Raw genomic sequence first — 26,248 nt, 5'->3', positions numbered from 1 at the left:
GCGCGCATTTGACAGAGATCAAAGCGGTGCCTTCCGACGCCCGCTAACCTCGACGCCATCGATATTCAGGGCGAGTGAGGCACCGGCATGCAGGCGAAGGACATTATGACCACAGACGTGGTGTCGATCAGCCCGGCAGTCGGCATCCGCCATGCCGTGGCCGTCATGATGCAGAAGCGGGTCAGCGGTCTTCCTGTCGTCGATGACGAGGGCCGGGTTTGCGGTATGCTGACCGAGGGCGATCTGCTGCTGCGCCGGGAGATCCGCGTTTCGCCGCGCATGGCGCGGACTGCCGAAGTGATGTCCGAGACCGATCTAGAACGCTATATCGCCAGCCACGGCTGGTCGGTCAGGGATGTGATGTCTGAGGATGTCATCGTTGCCCGTCCCGACAGCGAGGTGGCCGATATCGCCGAAAGCCTGCAGGCGCATCGTATCAAGCGGCTGCCGATCGTCGAAGACGGCAGGTTGGTCGGCATCGTCAGCCGCAGCGATATCCTCGGCATGATCCTCGACGCCTCGACAACGGCGCTGCCGCGCGAGGACGAGGCGATCCGTCTCGCGGTGCGCACGCGGCTGCGTTCCGATCTCGGCCTGACGCCTCAGAAGGTGCAGGTCTCCGTGCGTAACGGCCAGGTGACGCTGGAGGGACAGGTGGAATCCGACCTGAAACGCAAAGCCGTCCGCACCCTCGTCGAAGCCCTCGGGCTTGGCGGCTACCGGGATCAGCTGCGCGTGGAAATGCCGAAGGCGGAAGCCGAGCTTGCGGTCATGTAGGGCGATGAAGCAGGCGATTGCGCCGCTTCATCGTTTCCGCGTTGTGCAGGGAAGGAGAGCGGGGACGCGGAGGCTTGCCCGGCGCCATGCCCCTGGACCGGCCAAGCCTCTGTCAAGTTGCCCTACTTGACGCGGGCGCTCCCGGCCCGCGAGACAAACCTAGCTGCTCAGGCACCGGCTTCCTTGATCGAGATCAAAATCCCGCAATTTCAGCCAGGCGGCAGCCCGAGTTCTATGAGGATGTTGCTGATCTCCTGGCGCTTGTCGAGATAGATCTGGCTGACATTTTCCGCGGGAAGCGAGATGTTGCTGGCGGTTGAGCCCGGGCGGAGCTTGAGAGCCTGGGCAAGCGCATTCTTCGCATCCGCCGTCCGGCCGAGCCTTTGATAGGCGACGGCTAGCAGCATATGCGCCCGCCCGGTGCCCGGGGTAATGGCGATGGCGCGCTGCAGCCAGGTCAGGGCTTCCTCGTCGCGCCCAAGCATCACGTTTGCCCAGCCGGCGCCAAGCAGCCAGGTCCAGCGGGAGACATCGGGCGTATTGAATCGGTCGGCCCGCTGGAATGTCGAGAGCGCATCCTCGAAGCGGCCGAGCTGGATCTGCGTCAGCCCCAGATTGAAGAGCGCTCCGCCGTCCCACGGATTGAGGTCCAGGTCACGCGCGCAAGCGACCAATGCCTCGGAAAACGCGTTCGTCGCCGCGAGAAACCGGCAATAGGTGCCGAGCACATTGGCCGACATCGGGCGGCTCTTCAGCGCGTTCTCGATCAGCGCGCGGGCATCCTCTTTTTTTTGTCTTCTCTGCCTCGCCGTACCATGAGAGCTGGATGCCGCGCAGATGCAGGGCGGCAAGCGCGACCTGCAGATCTACATTGTCGGGCTGCTGGGCGAGATAGGTTTCGAGGATCGATCGCGCAGTCGCGAACCGCTCCTTGGTCGTCTGATTGATCGAGCTGATCGCCTGCTCGATCGCCGCGTTGGCGGCGTCAGGGTTCCTTCTGAAAGGAACTTCCCTCTGCTGATCGAGCCAGGTGGCGATGGCGTAACCGGCGCTCGCCGCAAGCCGGGTCTGGCCGAGTGCCTCATCGGTAACATCAGCGTCAAGCGCAGCTTCGCTGGAGAAGCGAATTTCGCGGGTCGAGGCATCGATGATCCGGGTTCTGAGGGTCCATGCCTGAGCGCTGCGTTCAAGCTCTTGCTGTAGCTGGAAGCCGGGGTGAGGATTGTCACCGCCGGAGGACGCGGGTTCCGGCGGTCTCACCTGCACGCCGCCGGTGCGGGCGAGCCCGTCCAGCAGTTGGTTGGTGATGCCGCGGATCATCGCTCCGCTCTGCGGATCGTCGGTCAGATCGGCGATCGGCAAGATGTCGATCACGGGCGGGGACGACGGCTGCGTCTGGTCGCTTGCGATGAAGCGATAGGTCAGTCCTGCCAGCGCGGCGATGACGATGAAGGCGCCCGATAGAAGCTTTGCCCGCGAGACGAAAGGCCTGGAGGCTGCTCTACGCGGGGAGGGGAGCCGATCCGCATCGCCGCCATCGGGTGCTGCTTCCGGCCCATCGGAGATCGCGGTCGCCGAGAGAATATAGCCGCGGCGCGAGACGACCCTCAGCGTCTGCCGCGCCTCGTCTCCGAGTGCCTTGCGGATTTCCCGGATGCATTGAAACAAGCTGTCTTCGGCGACGTGAATGCCGGGCCAGCCCGCTTCCATCAGGTCATGTTTGCTGAGGATGCGCTTGTTGTTGTCGATGAAAAACTGCAGCAGCGCGCTCGCCTGCGGCCGTAGGCGTATCGTCTGTCCGTCGGGGCGCAGGAGCTCGGCGCGATGCGGATCGAAAGCAAATTCAGTAAAACGAAACACCCGATCCTACCGTGAAGCGGCCGCGACATGAGCCCCTACATAGGAAAGGTGGAGCTCAGCCGTCAACTCGTACCGGCGGCCATCATCGGGAGAGTTCCGCTCCTGCGGTGCATTCAGAAAAATTCAGAAGTTTTTCAGAACACCGCCAGTCCTATTCAGGACGTCCCGCAGCGGCTCGCCTATCAACTGCATCGACCTCGCCGGCAGCGAACGCCTTGAACGGAGCGGCGGGTCGCCGCTCGCGCAAATCGCCTGGCGGTCTCAAACGAAGACGCGAAGGGATGATGGGCCTGCATTACAATTCTTCTGCAGCGCGGGCGCTTGAGCCGGACGTCGTCCGGCATGATCGCCTAGCAATGGCGGCCCTCGATCCCTTCGATCCGGTCTTTTCCGAGGCGCTGCAGCGCCTGGCGCAGGCTTTCGTCGCGACACATCAGGCGGAGCCGCGCATTGCCGCGCTGTTTGCGACCGAACAGCGCTGGCTGCTCTGCCACGCGGCGCTCGGGGCGCATTTCAGGACGGGTGGCATCGGCCGCGGTCTGACGCGGCCCGTTCTGGTGGAGATGTCGGACCGCTACGCGATCGCCAGCCGCAACACCGTGCATGCCTTCATCGATGAGGCGCTGAAATACGATTTCGTCCGGCTGGTGACGCTGCGCCGGCCCGGCGGCCATCACCGGTTCGTACCGTCGCCGAAAGTCATCGGCATGCTCGCCCATTGGTATGGCCTGCATTTCGAAGCGCTCGATGTCATCGACGGGGGCAGTCGCGCCAGCCTGTTCCGCGCCGATGCCGACAATCTGCTCTTGCAGATGCAGCCGGATGTGGCCGACGGCCTGCTGGCGGCTCCCGGGATACGCAACTCGGGCCTGCTCTATGCCACGTTTTCGCGTGTCGATGCCGGTGGCCTGATCATGGACCGGCTCTTCGGCGGCATCGACCTGACGATCCCTGCGACATTCGATCGATACGAGACGGATATCACCTCCATCTCCTCTCTCGCGAGCTTCGCCGGCCTGTCGCGCGCGCATGTCAGCCGCAAGCTTTCGGCGGCCGAGGCTGCGGGCGGCGCCGGCTGGAGCGGTTTGCGCGGGCGCTCGCCGCTCTGGATCTCGCACGATTTCCGCAGGCAGTATGCGCAAGCGCAGGCGACCAAACTATCCATTCTGGACGACGCCTTTTCCAGGGCTTTGGCGGCCCGGACGGAGGCGTCATGAGGCGCCACCGTCCATTTTTGACGCATCCGTTGTCGAAATCGGGCCGTCATGAGATTTCCGATTTCACACAAGGCGTTCACCGGAGCGCCGACTCGATTGGACAGGACTGCGGGCCTTGAATTTCGCTCGCAACAGGGGATTTTGAAAATGAGCAACTCTACTCTGACCGAAGGCGGCCAGGTAATTCGCGGCGGACGAAATCACGCTTTGACGGCGGTCTTCCTCGCAGGCGTTTCGTCGGTCGCGCTTTTCGCGACGATGCCGGTGAATAAAGCGATGGCGGCGGATTGCGTTGTATCCGGCAATGTCATTGCCGACCAGACTGACTGTACCGTCGAGAATTCGGGTACGATCTCTTCGCCTGAGGCTGCGGTCCACGTCGCTCCCTCTTCCGACGGTATCTCGATTAGCAACCTGGCTGGCGGCGAGATCTCCGGTAACTGGTCTGGCGTGATGATCGACCGGTCTAGCAACAACACTATCACCAATGCTGCCGGTGCCACGATTTCCGGCACTGATGGCGTATCCGGCTCGGCAGGCATCTCCGTCACGAGCATTCCGGGCGACGGTTCGGAGCCTGATGGGACGGTGATCAACAATGCCGGTACGATCAGCGGCCATGATTTCGGTGTCGGTTTTGGATATGTCTTCGATTTCTCGATCAGCAATAGCGGCACGATTGCCAGTACGGGGGCTGACAATTTCGCCAGCCATTTCGCCGGCAGCAGCGCAGGTATCTATGCCTATAGCGCCTTCGATATCGCCATCGACAATAGCGGCACGATTTCGAGCGTCGCCGGCACAGGCATCGATCTCTATCGCATCGAAGGCGGGGTCATTTCCAACAGCGGTACGATCTCGGGCGCTTACAACGGCCTGAATATCGACTCGGGCGGATGGGATGATTCAACGATCGCCATCACCAATAGCGGCACGATTTCGGGCGAGACGAATTCCGGAATCAATCTTGCGGACATCAACGGGCAAAGCATTTCCATTCAGAACAGCGGAACGATCTCCGGTGCCCAGGCCGGGATCTATGCCGAAGACGTACAAGCAGAATTTTCGCTCGAGAACAGCGGCAATATCTACGCAGCCGGCGGCATCAGCTATCTTTACGGCGTAAGCCTTCAACGTGTCGACAACGCCACGATCGTCAACAGCGGCAAGATTTCCGGCGACTATTACGGTCTCTTCCTGAATGGCGACGAGTCTGTTGCGAGGGTGACCAATACCGGGACGATTTCCGGCTACAGCTATGGCATCTGGTCCAGCAACACCAGCCTTGATCTCGTAAACTCCGGTGTGATCAATGGTGGTGTTCAGGCTTATGACGGAGAAACTCTAAGGATTGCCAATAGCGGTTCGATTGCCGGCGTGCAGGCCCTGGCTATAGGTTACTCCGATGAAATCAGCGTAAACAATAGCGGTCGGATCGCGGGCGACTTCCAAGGCGTATATGCGGCCTCTACCGGGGAGTTTTCGCTGGTGAACAGCGGCACGATCACTGGACAGACGGGGGTGATCTCAACATCCAATACTTCCGCCTCGATCAGCAACAGCGGCACAATTTCGGCAGACCTGAACGCGATCATTTCCGCTAACGGTGGCGCTATGACCATTGACAATAGCGGCACGATTTCCGGCGGCACGTACGGTATTCTCGCCTCCAGTTCCGCAACCATCACCAATAGCGGCACGATCTCCGGCGGCGTGAACTCCATCCGGTTTCTCTCTGACGGAAACACGCTTAACCTTCTGCCGGGCTCGGTCATCAAGGGCGCGGTGGATTATGACTCCACCGAGAACAACGCTACGAACTTCGGTTCCGGCAGCTATTCTCTCGCCGTTGACAATTACGAGACGGCGCTCAACCAGATCAGCCTGAACAACTCTCGCCAATCGCTGATCGTCTCCGTGGATTCGAATAGCAATAACGGCAGGCTCGAGGTCGTCGATCCCGGCGCTTCATCGATGGATGCGGCAGTTCGCGGCTATACGAATTCCGTCGGCAATGTCATTGGCTCGATCCTCAATATCGATGTCGGTTCTTCTGCAGGCGGGGGTAGCGAATCGTCGGGCACCAGCGCTCTCGGCTATGCCGAGGAAAGGAAGCCGACGGGTTCGGCAGCCGCCGTTCAGAAGCTTGGCGAGGGCACGGCTGTCGACCGCTTCGGCAACCTGTTCTGGATGCGCGCCTTCGGCGGCCAGACCTTCGACAACGATAACGACACGCGCTCCAGCAACTACGGCGTTGCCGCTGGTGTCGACCGCCAGTTCGACGACGGCCGCTTCGGCGTGCTCGCCGGTTACGGCCGCATCATCAACCGCGCCGACGACGGCTCCGGCCAGACGGCCGGCAATACCGGCTTCGGCGGCGTCTACATGCGCAACGATTTCAGCGGCGTGACGCTCGATAGCTCGCTGGTGGCTGGTGGCATCGAGAATGACAGCCGCCGCGAGATCTTCGGTTCCGATCCGGCCCGCGGCTCGTTCGCCGGCTGGTACGTCTCGCCGGAGATCGCCATCTCGCAGAAGCATGAGGTCGCTCCGGGCTGGACCTTCACCCCGGCGGCACGGCTGCGCTACACGGCAGGCTTCTATCAGGGTTATTCCGAAACCGGCTCGACGCAGAACATCTCCTACGACGACCGTACTTCACACACGCTCGAAGGCATTCTGGAAGGCAAGCTGACCAACCAGACGAAGCTGACGAACGGCATGGTGGCGAATGTCTCGCTGAGCGCTGCCCTCGTCGATACGCTGAACCTCGGGGCCTCGGGCCTCAACGCCAGCCTGAGCGGCACGGATTTCACGGTCTCTGCGATCACCGACCGCAATCTTGTCGGCGGCCGCTTCGGGCTGTCGGGCGAATTGCAGGTCAACCCGCAGACGACGCTCTACAGCGGCGTAACGCTCGGGACCTATACCAGCGAGGTCAACTCCTGGTCGGCGAATGCGGGCGTGAAGGTCGAATTCTGAGATCGGCCTGAAGCATCTGCATGTTCTCGAAGAGCCGATCGGCAAGATCCGCTCTTCGGTTTTTCTATGCGCTGCGTGGCCGAGCCATCGCGCGCGGGCGTCTCATTTCCATTCCCAGAGCCGCTTCGAGGCATAGGGCCTGCTGCTGACGACCCCGCGAGGCTCTCCGCTCGCCGCCACATAGCGCCCGGCATCTTCGGCATCGTCGACGCCGACGAGGATCATCCTGGTAGAGCTCTTCGACGGCGCGCCCTTCGCTCGCAGTTCGACATTGATCACCGCATGCGGATAGTCCTCGTGCAGCTTGATCATCGGCTCGCCCGACAGCGCGATATGGTGCTGCATCGCCAGAAACGACAGGACGCGCTCATAGGCGGCCGCGGGAGAAACCGGTCGGTCGCCATCGGCCGTGCGGGCATAGGCCATCGTATCGATCTGCCCCTTCTGCTTGCGCATTTCATAGACGAGCAGATTTGAGCCCATGGCGAGTTCCACATGCAGATCGAAGGTCTGGTAGCGGTCTCCGCGCTCGTGAAGATCGGCCAAACGGGCCTTCATGTCCTCGGCAAAATCGGAATATCGGGATGGTGTCATAGCTCGTCCGCCTCCAAATGCTGCCGCGCAATCGCATGGCGCTCCCCTCGGCGCAAGAGGGGCGATGCCCGGCATCTCCGTCCATAAGCGGACTCTTTTCATTTCTGCTCATAGAGCCACTTTCCCGGTTGACAGGACCACTTCCGCAGATATTCTATTATAAAACCTGATATAACATAATTGCGGAACAACAAACCGGGAGCATGAAATGAAGACTCTTGTCGCTTTCCTTCTTGGCACTGCGCTGGTCGCTCTGCCAACAACGATGATGGCTCAGGAAAAGGGTGGCGTCATCAACGTCGCGACGATCGGCGAGCCGCCGACGCTCGACCCGATGTCCTCGACCGCCGATCTGGTCGGCATCGTCACGCAGCACATTTTCGAAACGCTCTATACGTTCGACAAGAGCTGGAACGTCACGCCGCTGCTGGCCGAGAGCCTGCCGGAAATTAGCGCCGACGGTAAGACCTATACGATCAAGCTGCGCACCGGCATCAAGTTCCACGACAATACGGACATGACCTCCGATGACGTCGTCGCCTCGCTCAATCGCTGGACGAAGATCGCTTCGCGCGGCAAGCAGGTCGCGGGCTTCATCGATTCCATCGCCGCCGTCGATCCGGCGACCGTCAAGATCACGCTGAAGCAGCCCTATGCGCCGCTGACCTCGCTGCTCGCCTTCAACAATTCCGCCGCCATCATCATTCCGTCCGAAAAGCAGGACGAGCCGATGAAGGAATTCATCGGCACCGGCCCCTACATGCTCAAGGAACGCAAGGCGGACCAGTATATCCAGCTGGTGCGCTTCGACGGCTACAAGTCGCGTGATGGCGAGAGCACTGGTTACGGCGGCGCCCGTCACCAGTATCTCGACGAAATCCGCTTCGTGCCGGTTCCGGATGCCAATACCCGCGTCGAGGCGGCGGTCTCCGGCCAGTATGATTATGTCGACTCCATCCCGGTCGAATCCTTCGACAAGCTGAAGGGATCGAGCGCCTCGCAGCCGGTCATCCTGAAGCCCTTCGGCTATCCGGTCTTCGTCTTCAATACCAAGGAAGGCATTGCCAAGAATGTCGAGGTCCGCAAGGCGATCCGCCAGGCGCTCAGCATGGAAGACATGCTGGCAGCGGCCTTCGGCAGCACGGATTTCTACGCGCTCGACGGCGATATCTATCCGAAGCCCTTCGCCTGGAACACCGATGCAGGCATTGAAGGCAATTACAATGTCGCCGATCCGGAAGGCGCTGCCACGGCCGCCAAGGCGGCAGGCTACAACGGCGAGCCGATCCGCATCCTGACGAGCCGCCAGTACGAGTTCCATTACAAGATGGCGCAGGTTGCCGCCGAATACCTGAAGATGGCGGGCTTCACCGTCGACCTGCAGGTCGTCGACTGGGCAACGCTGACACAGCGCCGCACCGATCCGAAGCTCTGGGACATCTACATCACCCACAGCCCGTTCCTGCCCGAGCCGGCGCTGATCGGCTCGCTCTCGCCGAGCTCGCCCGGCTGGTGGGATACGCCGGCACGCAAGGCGACCGTCGATGCCTTCACCTCGGAAGTCGATCCGCAGAAGCGCATCGCGCTCTGGGCCGATGTTCAGAAGGCGATGTATGACGAGCTGCCCTACATGAAGATCGGTGATTTCAACGCTGTTTCGGCGAAGTCGAACAAGCTCGAAGGCGTCGATCCGGCTCCGTGGCCGTACTTCTGGAACGCGTCCATCAAGAAGTAACGACCCATCGCAGGATACCGGTGCGTTCGCGCCGGTATCCTTCTTCCATCGTGCCTGGCGGCACAGAGACGGATCCATGATACGCTACATCCTCCAGCGCCTTGCAGGCATGATCGTCGTGATGTTCCTCGTCGTCACGATCGTCTTCGTCATCGTGCGCGTCACGCCCGGCGATCCGGCTGCCGTCATGCTCGGCCCTGATGCGACGTCGCAGGATATTGCCGATCTGCGCGCCAGCCTCGGCCTCGACCGGTCTCTCGGCGTCCAATACATCTATTATGTCGGTCAGCTCCTGAGGGGCGATCTCGGCCAGTCGATCTTCCTGAACATGCCGGTGACTTCGGCACTTCTCGATCGTGCCGAACCGACCTTCTTCCTGACGATCTTCTCGCTTGCCATTGCCAGTATCATCGCCCTGCCGATCGGCATCTACGCCGCCTACCGGCGCGGCTCCTTCGTCGATCAGGCGGCGACGACGCTTGCGATGTTTGCGGCGAGCATCCCGAGCTTCTGGCTCGGCCTGATCCTGATGCAGATTTTCGCCGTCCGTTTCGGCATGTTTCCGGTCTCGGGCTATGGCGGTCCCGGCTCGACCTTCCTCGACCGGATGTATCACCTGACGCTGCCTGCCTTCGCACTCGGCATCGTTTCCTCGGCGCTGATCCTGCGCTTTACCCGCGCCTCGATGCTCGACGTGCTCGGCGACGATTATATCCGCACGGCCCGTGCCAAGGGCCTGATCGAGCGCAAGGTGATCCTCAAGCACGCGTTGAAGAACGCCCTGATCCCGATCCTGACCGTGCTTGGCCTGACGGCTGCCGTCCTGATCTCCGGCGCAGTGGTGACCGAGACCGTCTTCGGTCTTCCAGGCGTCGGCAATCTCGTCGTCTCGGCCGTTCTTCGCCGCGACTATCCGGTCATCCAGGGCGCGCTGCTGGTCATCGCCGCCCTCTACGTCCTGATCAATTTTGCAATCGACATGCTCTATTTGCTGGTCGATCCGAGGGTGCGCTACTGATGAGCGATATCGCGATCAAGCCGGCCGAAAGCGAAGGCCGCAAGTTCATCCGCCGCTTCCTGAAGCGCAAGACGGTCGCCTTCGGCGTCCTGATCCTCGTCGTCTTCGTGCTGCTGGCGATCTTCGCGCCATGGGTTGCGCCCTATTCGCCGTCGAAGCTCTCGATCGTCAACCGGCTGAAGCCGCCGAGCGGAACCTATTTCTTCGGCACCGACGAGTTCGGTCGTGATGTGCTGTCGCGCACCATCTTTGCCGGACGGTTGTCGCTGCTGGTCGGTGCGGCCGTTGTCGCCCTGTCGGCGGTGATCGGCGTGACGCTCGGTCTGCTCGCCGGCTTTTTCAAGAAGCTCGATACGCCGATCGCCCGCCTGATCGATGCGATGATGGCCTTCCCCGACATTCTGCTCGCGATCGCGCTGGTTGCGGCACTCGGCCCATCGCTGACGACCGTCATCGTCGCGCTGTCGATCGTCTATGCGCCGCGTCTCGCCCGCATCGTCCGCGCCTCGACGCTTGTCATCCGCGAGCTGCCCTATGTCGAGGCGGCCCAGGCGCTGGGCATTTCCACCTTCCACATCATGACGCGCCATGTGCTGAGGAACCTCCTGTCGCCGATCCTGGTGCAGGCGACCTTCCTGTTTGCCAGCGCCATGCTCGCCGAGGCCGGGCTCTCCTTCCTCGGCCTCGGCGTCAGCCCGGAAATCCCGACCTGGGGAACCATGATTGCGGCCGGCCGCCAATATATCGGCCAGGCCGACTGGATGACGCTGTTTCCGGGTGTCGCCATCATTCTCTCCGTGCTCTCGCTCCAGATGGTCGGTGACGGTCTGCGCGACATGCTCGATCCCAAACTTCGAAAGGACTTGTAAATGACCGGTGATAAAGCGGCCAAGCCGCTCCTCCTCACCAATGTGAAGCCGATGGCATTCGGCGCCGATACGCCCGCTGGCGCCGTCGATATCCTTGTCGATGGCGAGGGCAAGATCGCCAAGATCGGCCAGCAGCTCGCCGTTGGCGATGACGTGACGCGCGTCGATGGCAAGGGCGCCTGGATTTCGCCCGGCTGGGTCGATCTGCACGTCCATATCTGGCATGGCGGCACCGATATCTCGATCCGCCCGTCGGAATGCGGCGCCGAGCGCGGCGTCACCACCCTCGTCGATGCGGGATCGGCCGGCGAAGCCAATTTTCACGGCTTCCGCGAATACATCATCGAGCCATCCAGGGAGCGCATCAAGGCATTCCTGAACCTCGGGTCCATCGGCCTCGTCGCCTGCAACCGCGTGACCGAACTGCGTGACATCAAGGATATCGATCTCGATCGCATCCTCGAATGCTATGCCGAAAACAGCGAGCATATCGTCGGCCTGAAGGTGCGCGCCAGCCACGTCATCACCGGCTCCTGGGGCGTCACCCCGGTCAAGCTCGGCAAGAAGATCTCGAAGATCCTGAAGATCCCGATGATGGTGCATGTCGGCGAGCCGCCGGCGCTCTATGACGAGGTCTTGGAAATTCTCGGTCCCGGCGACGTCGTCACCCATTGCTTCAACGGCAAGGCGGGTTCGAGCATCATGGAAGACGAGGATCTCTTCAATCTCGCCGAGCGCTGCGCCGGTGAAGGCATCCGCCTCGATATCGGCCATGGCGGCGCGTCCTTCTCCTTCAAGGTGGCGGAAGCGGCGATCAATCGCGGCCTGTTACCGTTCTCGATCTCGACCGACCTGCACGGCCACTCGATGAACTTCCCTGTCTGGGATCTGGCGACGACGATGTCGAAGCTGCTCTCGGTCGGCATGCCCTTCGACAAGGTCGTCGAAGCCGTCACCCATCACCCGGCATCGGTCATCAAGCTGTCGATGGAAAACCGCCTGGCCGTCGGTCAGCGTGCCGATTTCACCATCTTCGATCTGATCGACTCCGATATCGAGGCGACCGATTCCAACGGTGACGTCTCGGTGCTCAACAAGCTGTTCGAGCCGCGCTACGCCGTCATCGGCAGCGAGGCAATCACCGCCAGCCGTTACATCCCCCGCGCCCGCAGGCTGGTTCGTCACAGCCACGGCTATTCCTACCGCTAAGAGAAGAAAACAGAAATCGCATGACAGGAGCCTACGTGAACACGTCTCCAGCTACCGCCAAGATCTCGGGCACGCCTGCCGAAAGGCTGGCCGCGCTCGGCATCGCCCTGCCGCCGGCGCCGCCGCCGATCGCCAACTTCGTGACGCATGTCATCGAGGGCAATATTCTCTATCTCTCCGGCCAGGGGCCGCGGGAAGCCGATGGCTTTCTGCACACCGGCAAGGTCGGCGGCACTGTCGGCGTCGAGGACGCCTACAAGCATGCGCGGCTGACGGGCATCAACCTGCTCGCCGTCATGCAGGATGCGCTGGGCGATCTCTCGCGCGTCAAGCGCGTCGTCAAGCTGCTCGGCATGGTCAATGCCGTGCCTGACTTCCTCGATCATCCGAGCGTCATCAACGGCTGCTCCGACCTCTTCAACGACGTTTTCGGCGAGGAAGCCGGCCAGCATGCCCGTTCGGCTGTCGGCTTCGGCTCGCTTCCCGGCAATATCACCGTCGAGATCGAAGCGATCGTCGCGCTCAGGGACTGAAGGGAGACGTCAGTGGTTGCGCCAGCCCATGATCTTTTCGATGCGTTCCGCCGACGCGCGCACATGCGCCGTGTAGCGGTTCTCGTCCGAAAAGGCCTTCTGTTCCGGAAGGACGATGGAGATGGTGGCAACGCATTCGCCGTCACGGTCGCAGATCGGCGAGGCGATGCAGGCAACCGCATAGTCCGATTCACCGGCCTGGATCGACAGGCGCGCGTCGAAAGCGGCGCCCGCCGAGCTCGACAGCACTTCGGCATCCATCTCGGCGCGTCCCGTCGGCGAGGTCTTGGCGCAGCGCTTGAAGAGCTCGACACGCTCGGCCTCCGGCAGATGGCCGGCAAGCAGGCGGCCGGACGCCGTCCAGTTCAGCGGCACGCGCGTTCCGACGCGCGATGCCACCTGGAAATGGCTCGGGCCGTCGGCCATGGCGAGCACCAGCATGTAATCGCCGTCGCGGCCGCAGACCTGCACGGTCTCGCCGGCTTCGCGGCAGAGATCGTGCATTTCATGGGTGGCAACGCTCATGAAATCCAGCGAGCGGGCATAGGCCAGGCCGTAGTGGTAGAGCCGCGGTCCAAGCCATACGGAGCCATCCGTATTGCGCGTCAGCATGTTCTTCTCGACCAGGTCGTCGACGATCACATAGACCGTCGAAAGCGGCGCCTTGACCGCCTTGGCGATCGCGTAGACACCCGCGGGCGATCCGGTTTCGTAAAGGTAATCAATCACCTGCAGAGCACGGTCGATGCCGCTCACGCGCGAGCGGCGTGCGGTCTTTTCGCTGCCGGTCTCTTCGGCGGAGGTGTTGTCTTCGGAGTAAACCGGAGATGATGTCTTGCCGTCCAATTCCACGTCCCTCGTATGCAGATGCGAGTTTATTACATTACTATGGCATAGCTGTCACTGAGGCAAATCGCAACACCCCATGTGACCAAGCACTCGAAATTGGAGACAACAATGTCTGATGACATCCGCCCGTCGATCGGCCTTCGCCCGGTCATCAACGTTTCCGGCACCATGACCAGCCTCGGCGCATCGATCGTCGTTCCCGAGGCGATCGCCGCCATGTCGTCGATCCTGCCGCAATTCGTCGAGGTCAACGATCTGCAGCGCAAGGCGAGCGCCGTCATTGCCCGGCTGACGGGCGGCGAGGCCGGTTTCGTCACCGCGTCCTGCTCGGCTGGCATTTCGCTGGCGGTCGCCGGCACCATCACCGGCAACAATCTGCTGGCGATCGAAAAGCTGCCTGAAGTCATCACCGACAAGAACGAAGTTCTCGTGCAGATGGGTCATGTCGTCAGCTACGGCGCGCCTGTCGATCAGGCGATCCGTCTGGCCGGTGGCAAGGTCGTGCTCGTCGGGCAGGCAACTTCGACGCATCGCTTCCACATGGAAAATGCGATCACCGAAAAGACCGCCGCAGCCGTCTATGTCGTCTCGCATCACGTCGTCGATTACGGCCTGCTGAACCTCAAGGAATTCGTCGAGATCGCCCATGCCAAGGGCGTGCCCGTCATCGTCGATGCGGCTTCGGAATATGATCTGAAGATCTTCCTGGAGCAGGGGGCCGATATCGCGCTCTATTCCGGCCACAAGTTCCTGGGCGGCCCGACCTCGGGCATCGTCGCCGGCAAGAAGGAACTGGTGCGCAACGCCTTCCTGCAGAACATGGGCATCGGCCGCGGCATGAAGGTCGGCAAGGAAAGCATCTTCGGCGTCATGGCGGCGCTCGAAGCCTGGGAGAAGCGCGATCACGCCGGTATTCGCGAGCGGGAAACGGGCTATCTCAATCTCTGGAAGCAGACGCTCGACGGCCGCCCCGGCGTCACCGCCCTGATCGAGCCTGACCCGACCAACAACCCGCTCGACCGCATGCGTGTCATCGTCAAGGCCGATGAGGCCCACATCACCGCCTGGGATCTCGCCGATGCGCTGGCGCGCGGCACGCCGCCGATCATCGTGCGCGATCACGAAGTCGAGCATCACTATTTCTACCTCGACCCCTGCAACCTGCATCCGGGCCAGGAAAAGATCGTCGCCAGCCGTATTGGCGAGGAACTCGACAAGGCGCGCGCCTCCAACGAGATCATCGCGACACCGATCGAAAACCGCAGCAAGCACCGCTTCGACGGCGCCCTGCGCTGGCCGGATTGATCCGAGAGCTGCAATTCTGAAGGAGGCGATCATGGCAGGCATTCAGGCACAAACCACCGCGGCGGCAGAACCGGTTCTCTCCGTCCGGAATCTGACGACATCGTTTCTCGTCGATGGCACCTGGAAGCCTGTCGTGCGCGATGTCTCCTTCGATGTCGCTCCGGGCGAGACGGTGGCGATCGTCGGCGAGAGTGGCTCGGGCAAGAGCGTCACCTCGCTGTCGATCATGCGCCTGCTGCAGGCCGATTCCAGCCACATCGAGGGCAAGATCATGCTCGGCGGCCGCGATCTGCTTGCTCTTCCCGAAGAGCAGATGCGCAAGGTCCGCGGCAATGATGTCGCGATGATCTTCCAGGAGCCGATGACCTCGCTCAATCCGCTGTTCACGATCGGCGACCAGATCTCCGAGGCGCTGCTCTGCCATAGGCCGATGTCGAAAGCCGAGGCACGCGCCGAGACCATCCGCCTGCTGGAGAAGGTCCGCATTCCCTCGGCCGCTTCGCGTTTCGATGAATACCCGCATCGCTTTTCCGGCGGCATGCGCCAGCGTGTGATGATCGCCATGGCGCTGGCCTCGCGCCCGAAGCTGCTGATCGCCGACGAGCCGACGACGGCGCTCGACGTGACCATCCAGGGGCAGATCCTCGACCTCATCAAGATGCTGCAGGAAGAGGAGGGCACCTCGGTTCTCTTCATCACCCACGACATGGGCGTGGTCGCCGAAATCGCCGACCGCACTGTCGTCATGTATCGCGGCGAGCAGGTGGAGACCGGCGAGACCGCCGATATCTTCCATCGCGGCAAACACCCTTATACGCGTGCACTGCTTTCGGCCGTCCCGGTTCTGGGATCGATGACCGGCTACGAGCGGCCGCTGCGCTTTCCCGTCGTCAACACCGCGACCGGCGAATCCGACAAGCCGGTCGAAACGGCCGATACCGTTGCTTCGACCGCCCGTCCGGTTCTGGAGGTCAGGAACCTCACCAAGCGCTTCGACATCCATTCCGGCCTGTTCGGCAAGCTGACCGGCCGCGTCCATGCCGTCGAGAATGTCTCCTTCGATCTCCACGCCGGCGAGACGCTGTCGCTGGTCGGCGAATCCGGCTGCGGCAAGTCGACGACCGGCCGCGCCATCATGCGGCTGATCGAGGCGCAGAGCGGTTCTGTTATCGCCGACGGCAAGGATGTGCTGGCGCTCGACAAGGCGGGCATGCGCGAGATGCGCAAGACGGTGCAGATGATCTTCCAGGATCCCTTTGCGAGCCTCAACCCGCGCATCCGCGTCGGTGACGCCATTGCCGAGCCCTATCTCGAACACCGGATGGGAACGGCGAAGCAGGCGAAGGAACGCGTCGCCGATCTTCTGACCAAGGTCGGCCTGACGCCGGACATGGCCTCCCGCTTCCCGCACGAGTTCTCCGGCGGCCAGCGGCAGCGTATCTGCATCGCCCGCGCGCTTGCCCTGGAGCCGAAAGTCATCGTTGCCGATGAGAGCGTTTCTGCGCTCGACGTCTCGATCAAGGCGCAGGTGATCAACCTGATGCTCGACCTGCAGCAGAGCCTGAACCTCGCCTTCCTGTTCATCTCCCACGACATGGCCGTCGTCGAGCGCGTCAGCCACCGCGTCGCCGTCATGTATCTCGGCGAGATCGTCGAGATCGGCCCCCGCGCCGCCGTCTTCGGCAATCCGCAGCACGACTATACGAAGAAGTTGATGTCGGCAGTTCCGGTTCCCGACCCGGATCGCAGGCGCGAGAAGCGGGCGGCGGCTAACGACGAACTCAAGAGCCCGATCCGGCCGGTCGATTATGCGATCAAGCCGCTTGAATACAGGGAGGTGTCACCGGGGCATCTGGTGGCGGTCTAGATCAGACGCGCGGCGATCTCCAGCGCGGCGCCTGCTTCTGCCATGCGGCGGTCAAGCGTTACAAGTTCCGTGCGCGTCTCTTCGGAAATCGCCAGATGAAGGGCATCGCTGGCTCTGAGATTGACGTTTCGCTGAGCGGCAAGCTTCGCGGCGAGCAGAAAATGGCGCCGCTCGACCGGGATGAGCTCGAACGTTTCCGTGACCAAACCGTCGAAGACGTTTTGAATCTCGGCTTGATAGTCGCTGTTCAGCTGTCCCGTGCGAATTTTCAGCGCTATGGCCGACGAAAATTCAGTCAGTGTCCAATCGCTGACGACCACGCGGGTCGTATTGACCGCCTCCCATAGAAAGGCGCTGGCCCGTTCGCTTGCCTCTTCATTGACCAGTGCGGCAACGATGACTGACGTATCGAGATAAAACATTCAGTATCGTTCGCTATCGCGCATGTCGCGGACGAACGTACCGGAGTCCACGGGTTGTTTCGGCTGCGAGTGACGCAACGCGCGAAGAGCCTGCAGATCGATTGGCTTGCGCGGCTTCTTGATAGGGACGATCTCGGCGACCGGCTTTCCGCGCTTCAAGATCTGCACCGTCTCGCCCGCCTCGACGCGCTCGACGAGTTCGCTGAGATGCGTCTTCACGTCTGCCAAATTGACTTGAGCCATCGCTGCACCCTCATGACCATCTAGTTGGTCATATTATATCAGTCGCATCGGAGCAGCAAGCAACCGCCAAAAACAGCAAAAGCCGCCGCATGGGGGATTGCGGCGGCTTTCGCACGGGGCAGGGAACATCCCCGGAGGTCAACCGAAGCAGCAAGCGGAGGGCGGGTTGCTTTTTGCCCGGTTGGCGATGGCGTTGATGAAATTGCCTACCTTCGAGGTGCTGGCCTCGCGTTTGCGGGCTGCCGTCTCCAGGAGTTGCTTGAAGTCTTCAAGCTTGACGCCATCGGCGCGCATCACCATGGCGATCATCGGGTCGCGAAGAGCTTCGGAAATGGTCAGGTCTCTGTTCTGTGTCATGGTAAGTCCTCCTTTCGTGGGCAGCTGCCCGTGTTCCGCTGTCGCAGCCTGCCCTCTCGGCATTGACTTTGGCGATCAGCGGTGTTACCGGTAAGTAACAATGCATTTGTTACCGATCGGTCACATCGATGTCAAGGACTTCGTCCTCAAAAAAATCAGAAACTTCGAATGAAATCTCCCTGGGCATGACAGACGAAAAGATCCCCCCGCGGGAGCGTATCGTTTCGACCGCTTCGGAGCTTTTCCGCGAGCACGGTATCCGTGGCATCGGTGTCGATGCCATTGCCGATGCGGCGCTTACCAACAAGATGACCCTCTACAGGCACTTCGGCTCCAAGGACGAGCTGATCTGTGAAACCCTGCGGCGGGCATCGGAAAAGGCCGAGCAGATCTGGCGTGATCTGGAGACCGCTCATCCCGGCAATCCGCGCGCTCAGCTTGATGCCTGGGTCGAAGGCCGCGCGCACTGTCTGAACGGCGAGCCGGCCGGCTGCGATCTTGCCAATGCGGCGATCGAGCTCAAGGGCGAGGGCCATCCGGCCTATGGCGTCATAGAACGCCACAAGGCCGATCAGCGTCAGCGCCTCGTGGCACTCTGTGCTGCAGCCGGCGCCAGCGAGCCGCAGCTCCTGGCCGATACGCTCACGCTTCTTCTCGAAGGTGCGCGCGTGACGCGCCAGGCAATGGGCAGCGGCGGTTGCTGCAGCCATTTTGCCAAGGCGGCCGGTGCCGCAATCGCGTCCTACTGCTAAAGCGCAGCGCCGCCGTGGAACCTCCGCGGCGGCGACGCGTTACCTTCCTGGTCAGGAAGAACCCGTGGCAGTGAGATGAACTACACTTACCTCCATCGCCTGTATGCCAAGCGCGCCGAGCTGGAAGCCAAGCTCGAGCTTCATGAAGCGCGCGACTGTTTCGGCGACGAAGAGGTCGAAGACGGAACCGAAGCGGATCTGCGGCAGCGCCTCAGCGAAGTCACCCAGGAAATCGACAATCTGGAACATTCCCCTGGCCGCTAGTTGGCGGCGTCCAGAAGCTCGACGGTGCGTTTGTCGAATTCCCCCGCATAATATTTGTCGATCGCCCTGTGAAAGGGAGACCCGTGGTCGCTGATTGCGGCAAAGAGCGTGATCGACGACCGGAACTTCAGGTCGTCGGGCGAGCCCAGGATATCGTGCGCGCTGCGATCATTGACCGAGAGCATCGCATCGACACAGCGAAGCAGCCGCGTTCCGAGAATCGGATCGGCGAGATATGCGGCGGCTTCCTCGGCGGAACGGATGGCGTATCTCTCCGCCATCGACGATGTTCCGAGGCCCGCGATTTGCGGGAAGATGAACCACATCCAGTGCGATCGCTTGCGGCCGGCCTTCAGCTCCGACAGCGCCTGGCCGTAGATGCCGTTCTGCGCGTCGATGAAGCGGTCGAGATCGAAATTGAGATCACTGGACATGGGGCGCCTCCCTTATGCGGGGAAGATATGGGAGGCCGCGTGGATTTCCATGTCGCTGCCGTCAGCAGCCTTTTTCCGCGTAGGGGCTGTATTCGCGGCAGGAATCGAGATGGTGATGAGGATGTGGAACGGAAGTGACGGGTGCGGCGATTGCCGAGGTCGTCACCGGATCGGTTGCGGCCGGTGTGGTGAAGTGGCCGGTTAGGCCGACGATCGCAAGGAGCGCGATCGCTGCGACGACAACGAGCCGTTCTATGCCGGAAAGCCGCTGGGCCTTCACATGTTCGGCATAATCCTGCTCGCCGTCGCCGGCGCTAAAACTGTCAAAATTGGTCATGGCATGAACTCCGAATATTGCCGCGAGACCTGATATGAGCCACCGCTCACAGCAGGTGGGAGCCCGCGTGCGCCACACATTTATGTAGCCGCCTCATCAAATTTAAGCCGTCGCTTGGCAAACGCAGTGTTCAGAAAATGACATCAATAGACGTTATTGCCCGATCCGGTACTGGCGATGACGGGCGATCCGCGGTAGGTCTTTGAGCCAGCAGAGATTGCGGATTTTCTCCATGACCAAATCATATGGCGCAATGTCCATTGCGCAGCTTTCTATCCTTATTCAAAGCGGTGAAGCGGATCCCGTCGAAGTGACGGAATCGATCCTTTCAGGCATCAAATCCTATCCGGATCAGGCGATCTTCATCTCGCTGACCGAGGATCGGGCGCTTGCCGAAGCCAAGGCGTCGGCCGCGAGGCTTAAGCAGGGCCGTTCGCTCGGCGTGCTCGATGGCATTCCGATCGCCTGGAAGGATCTGTTCGACATCGAGGGCATGGCGACGACGGCAGGCTCGACGGTTCTCGCCTATGCGCCGCCGGCAAAGAACGACGCGGCAATCGTCACTGCGCTGAAGCAGGCCGGGATGATTGCACTCGGCCGCACGAACATGAGCGAGTTCGCCTTCTCCGGCCTCGGCATCAATCCGCATTACGGCACGCCGCACAATCCCCACGGCAAGGACCAGCCGCGCATACCGGGCGGTTCGTCGTCCGGCGCAGGCGCGGCCGTTGCCGCCGGTCTGGTGCCGGTGGCGATGGGTACGGATACCGGCGGCTCCGTCCGCATCCCCGCCGCGCTGAACGGCATTACCGGCTACAAGGCGACGCGCGGACGCTACGATATGGATGGCGTGTTTCCGCTGGCCAAGAGCCTGGATTCGCTGGGGCCTCTCTGCCGCACCGTTCAGGATGCCGTCTGGATCGACGCGGCAATGCGCGGGCGAACGGCCTCCGAAGTCCGCCGCCGTGGCATTGACAGCCTGGAGATCGTCATTCCCGAAAACATCGTCTTCGACGGTGCTGAACAGGGCGTGGTTGCGGCCTTCGAGGCGAGCGTCGAACGGCTTTCGCGCGCCGGCGTGAAATTCGCCAGGATCGCAATGCCGGTCTTCGACGAGATCATCGCGCTGATGGCGAAACATGGTCCGCTGGCTTCGGCGGAAGCCTTTGCGCTTCATCGCGAGCGCCTTTCCGGCCCCGAGGCCGATGGCATGGACCATCGCGTCGTGTTGCGCACCCGGCTTGGCGAGCGCACCAGCATGGCCGACTACGTGGCGATCCTGGAAGCGCGAGCCAAGATGATCGCAGCCTCGGAATCCCTGATCGGCAATCGTCTTCTGGCCTTTCCCGCCGTCGCCCACGTTGCCCCGCCGATCGCGCCGCTGGAACAGGACGACGATCTGTTCATCGCGACCAACGGCAAGACGCTTCGCAACACGTTACTCGGCAATTTCCTGGACTGGTGCGGCGTCTCTATGCCCTGTGGCCGCGGCGATGCCGATATGCCCGTCGGCTTCCTGCTCTCGGCGCCTGCAAACCGCGACGAAGCGCTGCTTTCGGCGGCGCTGGCGATCGAGCCGGTGGTGCAGGAGGGGTTCTGAGACGGCCCGAAAGTTATCTGAAATCGGAGGAGTAAGATAATGACGTCATTGCCGAACGGCCGCTTCGCGGTCTCCACCTGGTCGCTACACCGCCTGCTCGGGCCGACCTATCCCTACAGTCCGGATCCGGCAAAGAGTGCCTTCCGCCAAGAACAATACGGCGCTGGCGGCGCCTCGCTGATCGAGCTGCCGAAGCAGCTTGCCGAGCGCGGTATCTACCGTCTGGAGCTCTGCTCCTTCCACCTGCCGAGCCTCGATCCGACCTATCTCGCCGAGTTCCGCGCCGCGATGAAGGCATCGGGCGTCTTGTTCCAGACGCTGCTCGTCGAAGACGGCGACCCGAGCCATCCCGAAACCGGCGAGCGCGATATCCGCTGGATCGCCGGCTGGATCGAGATCGCCAAGGCGCTCGGAGCGGAGAACATGCGCGTCATCGCCGGCAAGCAGAAGCCGTCGCAAGAGAGCCTGCAGCGCGCGCTGACGAACCTGACATGGCTGGCCACGCAGGCCGAAGGCAGCGGTATCCGCGTCGTCGTCGAGAACTGGTTCGACCTGCTGCCGGCACCCGAGCAGATGAACTGGCTGCTCGATGGCCTCGAAGGCAAGATCGGCCTCAACGGCGATCTCGGCAACTGGTCGGCGCCTGCGAAATATGCCGGTCTCGCCGATATCATGGGCCGCGCCGAGCTTTGCCACGCCAAGGCCGATTACAGCGCATCGGGCCTCGATGCCGATGACTACGGCAAGTGCCTGGAAGCCTGCCGTGCCGCCGGTTATGCCGGCCCCTTCACGCTGATCTACGACTCGCCCTTCTTCGCCGACGAGTGGGACGGCATCCTTTTGCAGAAGGCCTTTATCGAGGACTTCTTGGAAACGCGCCAACGCGCAATCGCTTGAAATGCAAGGAGACATGACATGAGCGCCCCATCGCCAATCGACGGCTTCGCAGCAAAGATCAGGAAGGGCGGCCATGGCGGCCTGGTCTCGGCCTGGATCGGCATTCCCTCGCCGCTGATGGTCAATCATCTGGCGCAGGAGGACTTCGACTCCCTCGTCCTCGACATGCAGCACGGCATGTGGGACCTCGGCACTGCTGCGGCCACCGTCGCCCAGGTGCGGGTTGCCGGAAAACCGGCGCTGGCGCGCATTCCGGTCGGCGACTTCTCGGCCGCCTCGCGGCTTCTCGATGCCGGTTTCTCAGGCATCATCGCGCCGATGGTCAATTCCAAGGCGGATGCCGAAGCACTCGTCAGCTTCACCAAATATCCGCCGCTCGGCGAGCGCAGCTGGGGCCCGAGCCTGGCGCTCAACCATGTTGGCATTCCGGCTTCCGAATACCTGAAGACGGCCAACGACCTGACGGTGACGATCGCCATGGTCGAGACCCGCGCGGCGCTCGAGGCTGTCGACGACATTCTCGGCGTTGAGGGCATCGACGGCATTTTCGTCGGTCCTTCGGACCTGTCGATCGCGCTCTCGAATGGAGCCAAGGTGGCGCCGGATACGCCTGAGGTCGACAAGGAGCTGTCGCATGTGATCGCCCGCTGCCGGGCGCACAAGAAGTTCGTCTGCGCTTTCGGCAGCGACGGCGCTCGCGCCGGCGAAATGTTGACGCTCGGCTGCGATCTGGTGATTGCGGCAGGCGATTCCACGCAGATCCGAAACGGAGCCGCCCGCGAGATCGCGGCAGCCCGCAACGGCTTCAAGCGCTAACGGCCGGGCTTCACCGCCAGCCAGATGACATGGCGCGCGCCGCGTCCCTTTCCGGCGCGCGTGCTGACCGCTTCGGTGGCAAAGCCGCCATCTTTAAGGCGTCTGGTAAAGCTCGTATCCGGTCCTGACGACCAGACGGCGAGCACGCCGCCGCCGCGCAGCGCGGCCTTGGCGGCGTTGATGCCGCCGTAATCGTAGAGCCGGTCGTTGGATTTGCGCGTCAGGCCATCCGGGCCGTTATCCACATCGAGCAGGATCGCATCGAAACCGGCTTTCGCGGCGCGGATTACTTCGCCGACATCCCCTTCGAAGATCGTCACGCGCGGATCGTCGAGGCATCCCTTGAAGACTTCGGCCATTGGGCCGCGCGCCCAGGCGACAACCGCCGGGACAAGCTCGGCCACCACCACTTCGGCATCATCGGGAAGGACGGCGAGCGCTGCCCTGAGCGTAAAGCCCATGCCGAGACCGCCGATCAGCACTTTCGGCCGCTTGCGGCTCTTGATGCGCTCGTAGGAGAGGGTGGCAAGTGCTTCTTCTGAACCGCTGAGACGGCTGTTCATCAGCTCGTTGGCACCGAGCATGATGGAGAATTCCGAGCCGCGCTGCTTCAGCCGCAGTTCGCCGCCGTCGCCGGGAATGGTTGCCTTGTCGAGTTCGATCCAGGGGAGCATGCCGTTTGCCTTCTATTCGGCCGCTCCCCTAGCACAGGCCAGCGCGCAAGTCACAGGCTGCGGGCAAAATGTCCGGGCGATGCCTCGACGATGGTGTCCTGCGTCGCGGCGGCAGCTTTGCGGATGCCGTCCACCTCTTCGGGTTTCAGCCGCGTCTTCGGATCGTCGAAACGGACATCCGGATCCGGCACGGCCGAGAGCAGCAGCCGCGTATAGGGATGGATCGGATTGTCGATGACATCAGCCGTCGGCCCCCATTCGACGATCTGGCCGGAATACATCACGGCGATATCCTCGGCGACATAGCGTGCCGTGGCGATATCGTGGGTGATGTAGAGAAGGCCGAGATTCATCTGCTGCTTCATCTCGTTCAGCAGGTTGAGAACGCCGAGACGCACGGAAACGTCGAGCATCGAGGTCGGCTCGTCGGCGACGATGATCTCCGGCTTAGCGGCAAGCGCACGGGCGATGTTGACGCGCTGGCGCTGGCCGCCAGAAAGCTCGTGCGGATATTTGGCGGCGACGAGATCGGGGTCGAGGCGCACGCGCTGGAGAAGCTCGCGCACGGTCGCATCGATCGCCGATGCCTTGATGTCGGGACGATGCAGCTTCAGCGGCCGTGTCAGATGGTAGGCGATCGTGTGCGCAGGGTTCAGCGAGGCGAACGGATCCTGGAAGATCATCTGCACCGACCGCCGGTAGTCGGCGAGTTCGGCGCGGCCGGCGGCTTCCACCGGCTTTCCCTTGTAGAGGATCTGGCCTGTCGTCGGCGCATATTCGCGCATCGCCATGCGGGCGCAGGTGGTCTTGCCGCTGCCGGATTCGCCGACAAGCGCCAGTGCGCGGCCGGGATGCAGCGAGAAGGAAATCGAGCGGGCGGCATGCACCGTCGAGCTGCCATGGCCGAAGGTCTTGTTGACCTTGTCGAGAGAGAGGATCGCTTCGCTCATGCGAGCACGCCTCCATGCAATGAGGGGAAAGAGGCCCAGAGCTTCTTGGTATAGTCGTGCTGCGGCGTCTTGTAGATCGCCTCGGCCGTGTTCTGCTCCACCAGCTTGCCGGCGAGCATGATGCCGATGCGGTCGCAGAACTGCACCATCAGCCCGAGATCATGGGTGATGAACAGCACCGAGAAACCGAACTGGCGGCGAAGCTCGTTGATGCGCTGCAGGATTTCGCGCTGAACGACGACGTCGAGTGCCGTTGTCGGCTCGTCCATGACAACAAGCTTGGGGTCGAGCGCCATGCAGATGGCGATGACGATACGCTGGCGCATGCCGCCGGAAAACTGATGCGGATAGTTGCGCATCCGGTCCGGGGCGATATCGACGAGCTTGAGCATCTCGGCCGCACGCTCGCGCGCCTGCGCCTTGGTCATGCCCTTGTGGGTTTTCAGCACGTCGTAGAACTGATCCTCGATGCGCAGCACCGGGTTCAGCGAGTTCATGGCGCTCTGGAATACCATGGCGACTTCGCGCCAGCGGAAATCGGCCAGCGCCTGTTTGTCGAGATCGAGCACATCGCGGCCGGCGAGAAGGATTTCGCTGCCCTTGCGGATCAGCGCCGGCGGCTTGTGCAGGCGGCTGATGGCGAAGGCGATGGTGCTCTTGCCGCAGCCGGATTCGCCGGCGAGCCCAAAGACCTCGCCGGGGGCGACGTCGAAGCTCACATTGTCGACGGCGCGAAAATCCTTTTCCTCGCCGATATAGTCGATGGTCAGGTTCTTGACCGAGAGAAGCGGCTGGCTCACAGGCGGCCCTCCCCAGCACGGATCAGCGATTTCCAGCGGCCAAGCTGGCCACCGGTGCGAAGCCGCGGATTGGCGACTTCGTCGACCGCGAAATTCAGGAGCGACATACCGATGCCGAGCAGTGCCAGGGCAAAGCAGGGCGTCAGGATATCCCACCAGGCGCCGACCGATAGGGCGGATGCCTTCTGTGCGTTGTAGAGCATGGTTCCCCAGGAAACGACCTTGGGATCACCGAGGCCGAGGAATTCCAGCGTCGCTTCGGTGATGATCGCGAAGATGACGCTGCCGATGAAATTGATGCCGACGATCGAGATGACGTTCGGGAAGATTTCGAACAGCATGATGCGCCATTGCGGCTCACCCATCGTTTCGGCCGATTTGACGTAATCCTTCTGCTTCACCGAGAGCGTCTCGGCGCGGGTGACGCGCGCCCCCCAGGCCCAGGAGGTTCCGCCGAGGATCAGCGCGATGACGAGCGGGCTGGCCTGGCCGATGAAGGCGGCGAGCACGAGGAGCAGCGGCAGGTTCGGAACGACGAGCACCATGTTGGTGAAGAAGCTGATGACTTCGTCGGTCTTGCCGCCGCGATAGCCGGCGATGATGCCGAGCGCGGTGCCGACGATGGTGATCAGCAGGCCGGCGCCGAAGCCGACGGCAAGCGAGGTGCGCGCGCCGTAGATCAGCCGCGAGAACACGTCCTGACCGATGCGCGTCGTTCCCAGCAGATGATCGAGCGACGGCGCCTGGTGCGGCCGGCCGGTGCGGGCGGTCGGGTCATATTGCGTGATCAGCGGCGCGGCGATGGCGACGATGATGATGAACAGGATGATGGCGACGCCGACGAGCGCCTTGCGATTGCGCAGGAGCCCGGAAATGAGGGTCTTCAT

The 26,248-nt window shown here is 62.3% G+C and carries 28 protein-coding genes; 15 read left to right on the top strand and 13 right to left on the bottom strand.

Going from position 1 to position 26,248, the window contains the following annotated elements:
- Positions 1-87: 87 nt before the first annotated feature.
- A complete protein-coding gene (locus tag F2982_RS22900; protein ID WP_130283697.1) occupies positions 88-777 on the top strand; it encodes a CBS domain-containing protein in 690 nt (229 codons plus the stop codon).
- Positions 778-986: 209 nt separating this feature from the next.
- On the opposite strand, the gene F2982_RS22895 is transcribed toward F2982_RS22900, so the two are convergent.
- Entirely contained in the window at positions 987-1,517 is a 531-nt protein-coding gene (locus tag F2982_RS22895) for a tetratricopeptide repeat protein (RefSeq protein WP_203431013.1), read from the bottom strand.
- The gene (locus F2982_RS22890; RefSeq protein WP_203431012.1) at positions 1,432-2,637 is read right to left on the bottom strand and encodes a winged helix-turn-helix domain-containing protein; all 1,206 of its coding nucleotides are present in this window, start codon (positions 2,635-2,637) and stop codon (positions 1,432-1,434) included. The genes F2982_RS22895 and F2982_RS22890 overlap by 86 nt, the downstream gene beginning before the upstream one ends.
- A gap of 281 nt (positions 2,638-2,918) precedes the next feature.
- Here F2982_RS22890 and F2982_RS22885 point away from each other — a divergent pair, with 281 nt between their 5' ends.
- Entirely contained in the window at positions 2,919-3,854 is a 936-nt protein-coding gene (locus F2982_RS22885) for a hypothetical protein (protein WP_203431011.1), read from the top strand.
- Positions 3,855-4,001: 147 nt separating this feature from the next.
- Positions 4,002-6,836 carry an autotransporter outer membrane beta-barrel domain-containing protein gene (locus F2982_RS22880; protein ID WP_203431010.1) on the top strand — a complete coding sequence of 945 codons (2,835 nt, stop codon included), beginning with the start codon at positions 4,002-4,004 and terminating at the stop codon, positions 6,834-6,836.
- 102 nt (positions 6,837-6,938) lie between these two features.
- On the opposite strand, the gene F2982_RS22875 is transcribed toward F2982_RS22880, so the two are convergent.
- Positions 6,939-7,430: a hypothetical protein gene (locus tag F2982_RS22875; RefSeq protein ID WP_199625340.1), complete on the bottom strand. Its 492-nt coding sequence runs from the start codon at positions 7,428-7,430 to the stop codon at positions 6,939-6,941.
- Between the two features lie 208 nt (positions 7,431-7,638).
- Between F2982_RS22875 and F2982_RS22870 the strand changes: the two genes are divergently transcribed.
- From F2982_RS22870 to F2982_RS22850, 5 genes are all read left to right on the top strand, one after another.
- A complete protein-coding gene (locus F2982_RS22870) occupies positions 7,639-9,165 on the top strand; it encodes an ABC transporter substrate-binding protein (protein ID WP_203431009.1) in 1,527 nt (508 codons plus the stop codon).
- Positions 9,166-9,241: 76 nt separating this feature from the next.
- On the top strand, positions 9,242-10,183 hold the full coding sequence (locus tag F2982_RS22865; RefSeq protein WP_162708614.1) for an ABC transporter permease: 942 nt from the start codon (positions 9,242-9,244) through the stop codon (positions 10,181-10,183).
- Positions 10,183-11,052, top strand: coding sequence for an ABC transporter permease (locus tag F2982_RS22860; RefSeq protein ID WP_203431008.1), 870 nt, complete (start codon positions 10,183-10,185; stop codon positions 11,050-11,052). Before F2982_RS22865 ends, F2982_RS22860 begins: the two co-directional genes overlap by 1 nt.
- Positions 11,053-12,261, top strand: a complete 1,209-nt coding sequence (locus F2982_RS22855) for an amidohydrolase/deacetylase family metallohydrolase (protein WP_203431007.1) — start codon at positions 11,053-11,055, stop codon at positions 12,259-12,261. It abuts the gene before it with no gap.
- 35 nt (positions 12,262-12,296) lie between these two features.
- Positions 12,297-12,794, top strand: coding sequence for a RidA family protein (locus F2982_RS22850; RefSeq protein ID WP_246777641.1), 498 nt, complete (start codon positions 12,297-12,299; stop codon positions 12,792-12,794).
- A 9-nt stretch (positions 12,795-12,803) separates the two neighbouring features.
- Here the strand turns inward: F2982_RS22850 and F2982_RS22845 are convergent, their stop codons facing one another.
- Entirely contained in the window at positions 12,804-13,646 is an 843-nt protein-coding gene (locus F2982_RS22845; RefSeq protein WP_130283715.1) for an IclR family transcriptional regulator, read from the bottom strand.
- A gap of 105 nt (positions 13,647-13,751) precedes the next feature.
- Between F2982_RS22845 and F2982_RS22840 the strand changes: the two genes are divergently transcribed.
- Positions 13,752-14,948 carry an aminotransferase class V-fold PLP-dependent enzyme gene (locus F2982_RS22840; RefSeq protein WP_203431006.1) on the top strand — a complete coding sequence of 399 codons (1,197 nt, stop codon included), beginning with the start codon at positions 13,752-13,754 and terminating at the stop codon, positions 14,946-14,948.
- A gap of 31 nt (positions 14,949-14,979) precedes the next feature.
- Entirely contained in the window at positions 14,980-16,815 is a 1,836-nt protein-coding gene (locus F2982_RS22835; RefSeq protein ID WP_203431005.1) for an ABC transporter ATP-binding protein, read from the top strand.
- On the opposite strand, the gene F2982_RS22830 is transcribed toward F2982_RS22835, so the two are convergent.
- From F2982_RS22830 to F2982_RS22820, 3 genes are all read right to left on the bottom strand, one after another.
- A complete protein-coding gene (locus tag F2982_RS22830; protein WP_112712115.1) occupies positions 16,812-17,237 on the bottom strand; it encodes a type II toxin-antitoxin system VapC family toxin in 426 nt (141 codons plus the stop codon). The two genes, F2982_RS22835 and F2982_RS22830, sit on opposite strands and share 4 nt — an antisense overlap.
- Complete coding sequence (locus F2982_RS22825) at positions 17,238-17,480, bottom strand: type II toxin-antitoxin system Phd/YefM family antitoxin (RefSeq protein WP_203431004.1); 243 nt, start codon at positions 17,478-17,480, stop codon at positions 17,238-17,240.
- A gap of 138 nt (positions 17,481-17,618) precedes the next feature.
- On the bottom strand, positions 17,619-17,837 hold the full coding sequence (locus F2982_RS22820) for a hypothetical protein (protein ID WP_112712111.1): 219 nt from the start codon (positions 17,835-17,837) through the stop codon (positions 17,619-17,621).
- 128 nt (positions 17,838-17,965) lie between these two features.
- Between F2982_RS22820 and F2982_RS22815 the strand changes: the two genes are divergently transcribed.
- The gene (locus F2982_RS22815) at positions 17,966-18,589 is read left to right on the top strand and encodes a TetR/AcrR family transcriptional regulator (RefSeq protein WP_203431003.1); all 624 of its coding nucleotides are present in this window, start codon (positions 17,966-17,968) and stop codon (positions 18,587-18,589) included.
- Positions 18,590-18,664: 75 nt separating this feature from the next.
- Entirely contained in the window at positions 18,665-18,853 is a 189-nt protein-coding gene (locus F2982_RS31645; RefSeq protein WP_112712107.1) for a hypothetical protein, read from the top strand.
- Here the strand turns inward: F2982_RS31645 and F2982_RS22805 are convergent.
- A complete protein-coding gene (locus F2982_RS22805; RefSeq protein ID WP_203431001.1) occupies positions 18,850-19,287 on the bottom strand; it encodes a DUF1810 domain-containing protein in 438 nt (145 codons plus the stop codon). The genes F2982_RS31645 and F2982_RS22805 overlap by 4 nt on opposite strands.
- Positions 19,288-19,348: 61 nt before the next feature.
- Complete coding sequence (locus tag F2982_RS22800) at positions 19,349-19,624, bottom strand: hypothetical protein (RefSeq protein ID WP_203431000.1); 276 nt, start codon at positions 19,622-19,624, stop codon at positions 19,349-19,351.
- 232 nt (positions 19,625-19,856) lie between these two features.
- On the opposite strand from F2982_RS22800, the gene F2982_RS22795 reads away from it, so the two are divergent.
- The 3 genes from F2982_RS22795 to F2982_RS22785 are packed head-to-tail and all read left to right on the top strand — an operon-like array spanning position 19,857 to position 22,937.
- Positions 19,857-21,224, top strand: coding sequence for an amidase (locus F2982_RS22795; RefSeq protein ID WP_203430999.1), 1,368 nt, complete (start codon positions 19,857-19,859; stop codon positions 21,222-21,224).
- 39 nt (positions 21,225-21,263) lie between these two features.
- Positions 21,264-22,121: a TIM barrel protein gene (locus tag F2982_RS22790; protein WP_203430998.1), complete on the top strand. Its 858-nt coding sequence runs from the start codon at positions 21,264-21,266 to the stop codon at positions 22,119-22,121.
- An 18-nt stretch (positions 22,122-22,139) separates the two neighbouring features.
- Positions 22,140-22,937 (top strand): aldolase/citrate lyase family protein, encoded by a 798-nt coding sequence (locus F2982_RS22785; protein WP_199625330.1) that lies wholly within the window; start codon positions 22,140-22,142, stop codon positions 22,935-22,937.
- Here F2982_RS22785 and F2982_RS22780 read toward each other — a convergent pair.
- From F2982_RS22780 to F2982_RS22765, 4 genes are read right to left on the bottom strand one after another with little or no spacing between them, the layout of a single operon-like run.
- On the bottom strand, positions 22,934-23,611 hold the full coding sequence (locus F2982_RS22780; RefSeq protein WP_203430997.1) for a hypothetical protein: 678 nt from the start codon (positions 23,609-23,611) through the stop codon (positions 22,934-22,936). The two genes, F2982_RS22785 and F2982_RS22780, sit on opposite strands and share 4 nt — an antisense overlap.
- A gap of 50 nt (positions 23,612-23,661) precedes the next feature.
- Complete coding sequence (locus F2982_RS22775; RefSeq protein WP_203430996.1) at positions 23,662-24,561, bottom strand: ABC transporter ATP-binding protein; 900 nt, start codon at positions 24,559-24,561, stop codon at positions 23,662-23,664.
- On the bottom strand, positions 24,558-25,361 hold the full coding sequence (locus F2982_RS22770; RefSeq protein ID WP_203430995.1) for an ABC transporter ATP-binding protein: 804 nt from the start codon (positions 25,359-25,361) through the stop codon (positions 24,558-24,560). Before F2982_RS22770 ends, F2982_RS22775 begins: the two co-directional genes overlap by 4 nt.
- Entirely contained in the window at positions 25,358-26,248 is an 891-nt protein-coding gene (locus F2982_RS22765) for an ABC transporter permease (protein ID WP_203430994.1), read from the bottom strand. Before F2982_RS22765 ends, F2982_RS22770 begins: the two co-directional genes overlap by 4 nt.

It is taken from the genome of Rhizobium sp. BG4, from assembly GCF_016864575.1.
Classification (GTDB): domain Bacteria; phylum Pseudomonadota; class Alphaproteobacteria; order Rhizobiales; family Rhizobiaceae; genus Rhizobium.
This window is presented reverse-complemented; position numbering and strand designations above follow the sequence as displayed.

What these genes read in the sequence shown, in the direction of transcription:
- F2982_RS22900 (WP_130283697.1), top strand. Translation starts at nt 88, where the DNA reads ATGCAGGCGAAGGACATTATGACCACAGACGTGGTGTCGATCAGCCCG.
- F2982_RS22895 (WP_203431013.1), bottom strand. Translation starts at nt 1,517, where the DNA reads ATGTCGGCCAATGTGCTCGGCACCTATTGCCGGTTTCTCGCGGCGACG.
- F2982_RS22885 (WP_203431011.1), top strand. Translation starts at nt 2,919, where the DNA reads ATGATGGGCCTGCATTACAATTCTTCTGCAGCGCGGGCGCTTGAGCCG.
- F2982_RS22880 (WP_203431010.1), top strand. Translation starts at nt 4,002, where the DNA reads ATGAGCAACTCTACTCTGACCGAAGGCGGCCAGGTAATTCGCGGCGGA.
- F2982_RS22875 (WP_199625340.1), bottom strand. Translation starts at nt 7,430, where the DNA reads ATGACACCATCCCGATATTCCGATTTTGCCGAGGACATGAAGGCCCGT.
- F2982_RS22870 (WP_203431009.1), top strand. Translation starts at nt 7,639, where the DNA reads ATGAAGACTCTTGTCGCTTTCCTTCTTGGCACTGCGCTGGTCGCTCTG.
- F2982_RS22865 (WP_162708614.1), top strand. Translation starts at nt 9,242, where the DNA reads ATGATACGCTACATCCTCCAGCGCCTTGCAGGCATGATCGTCGTGATG.
- F2982_RS22860 (WP_203431008.1), top strand. Translation starts at nt 10,183, where the DNA reads ATGAGCGATATCGCGATCAAGCCGGCCGAAAGCGAAGGCCGCAAGTTC.
- F2982_RS22855 (WP_203431007.1), top strand. Translation starts at nt 11,053, where the DNA reads ATGACCGGTGATAAAGCGGCCAAGCCGCTCCTCCTCACCAATGTGAAG.
- F2982_RS22840 (WP_203431006.1), top strand. Translation starts at nt 13,752, where the DNA reads ATGTCTGATGACATCCGCCCGTCGATCGGCCTTCGCCCGGTCATCAAC.
- F2982_RS22835 (WP_203431005.1), top strand. Translation starts at nt 14,980, where the DNA reads ATGGCAGGCATTCAGGCACAAACCACCGCGGCGGCAGAACCGGTTCTC.
- F2982_RS22830 (WP_112712115.1), bottom strand. Translation starts at nt 17,237, where the DNA reads ATGTTTTATCTCGATACGTCAGTCATCGTTGCCGCACTGGTCAATGAA.
- F2982_RS22825 (WP_203431004.1), bottom strand. Translation starts at nt 17,480, where the DNA reads ATGGCTCAAGTCAATTTGGCAGACGTGAAGACGCATCTCAGCGAACTC.
- F2982_RS22820 (WP_112712111.1), bottom strand. Translation starts at nt 17,837, where the DNA reads ATGACACAGAACAGAGACCTGACCATTTCCGAAGCTCTTCGCGACCCG.
- F2982_RS22815 (WP_203431003.1), top strand. Translation starts at nt 17,966, where the DNA reads ATGTCAAGGACTTCGTCCTCAAAAAAATCAGAAACTTCGAATGAAATC.
- F2982_RS31645 (WP_112712107.1), top strand. Translation starts at nt 18,665, where the DNA reads ATGAACTACACTTACCTCCATCGCCTGTATGCCAAGCGCGCCGAGCTG.
- F2982_RS22805 (WP_203431001.1), bottom strand. Translation starts at nt 19,287, where the DNA reads ATGTCCAGTGATCTCAATTTCGATCTCGACCGCTTCATCGACGCGCAG.
- F2982_RS22800 (WP_203431000.1), bottom strand. Translation starts at nt 19,624, where the DNA reads ATGACCAATTTTGACAGTTTTAGCGCCGGCGACGGCGAGCAGGATTAT.
- F2982_RS22795 (WP_203430999.1), top strand. Translation starts at nt 19,857, where the DNA reads ATGACCAAATCATATGGCGCAATGTCCATTGCGCAGCTTTCTATCCTT.
- F2982_RS22790 (WP_203430998.1), top strand. Translation starts at nt 21,264, where the DNA reads ATGACGTCATTGCCGAACGGCCGCTTCGCGGTCTCCACCTGGTCGCTA.
- F2982_RS22785 (WP_199625330.1), top strand. Translation starts at nt 22,140, where the DNA reads ATGAGCGCCCCATCGCCAATCGACGGCTTCGCAGCAAAGATCAGGAAG.
- F2982_RS22780 (WP_203430997.1), bottom strand. Translation starts at nt 23,611, where the DNA reads ATGCTCCCCTGGATCGAACTCGACAAGGCAACCATTCCCGGCGACGGC.
- F2982_RS22775 (WP_203430996.1), bottom strand. Translation starts at nt 24,561, where the DNA reads ATGAGCGAAGCGATCCTCTCTCTCGACAAGGTCAACAAGACCTTCGGC.
- F2982_RS22765 (WP_203430994.1), bottom strand. Translation starts at nt 26,248, where the DNA reads ATGAAGACCCTCATTTCCGGGCTCCTGCGCAATCGCAAGGCGCTCGTC.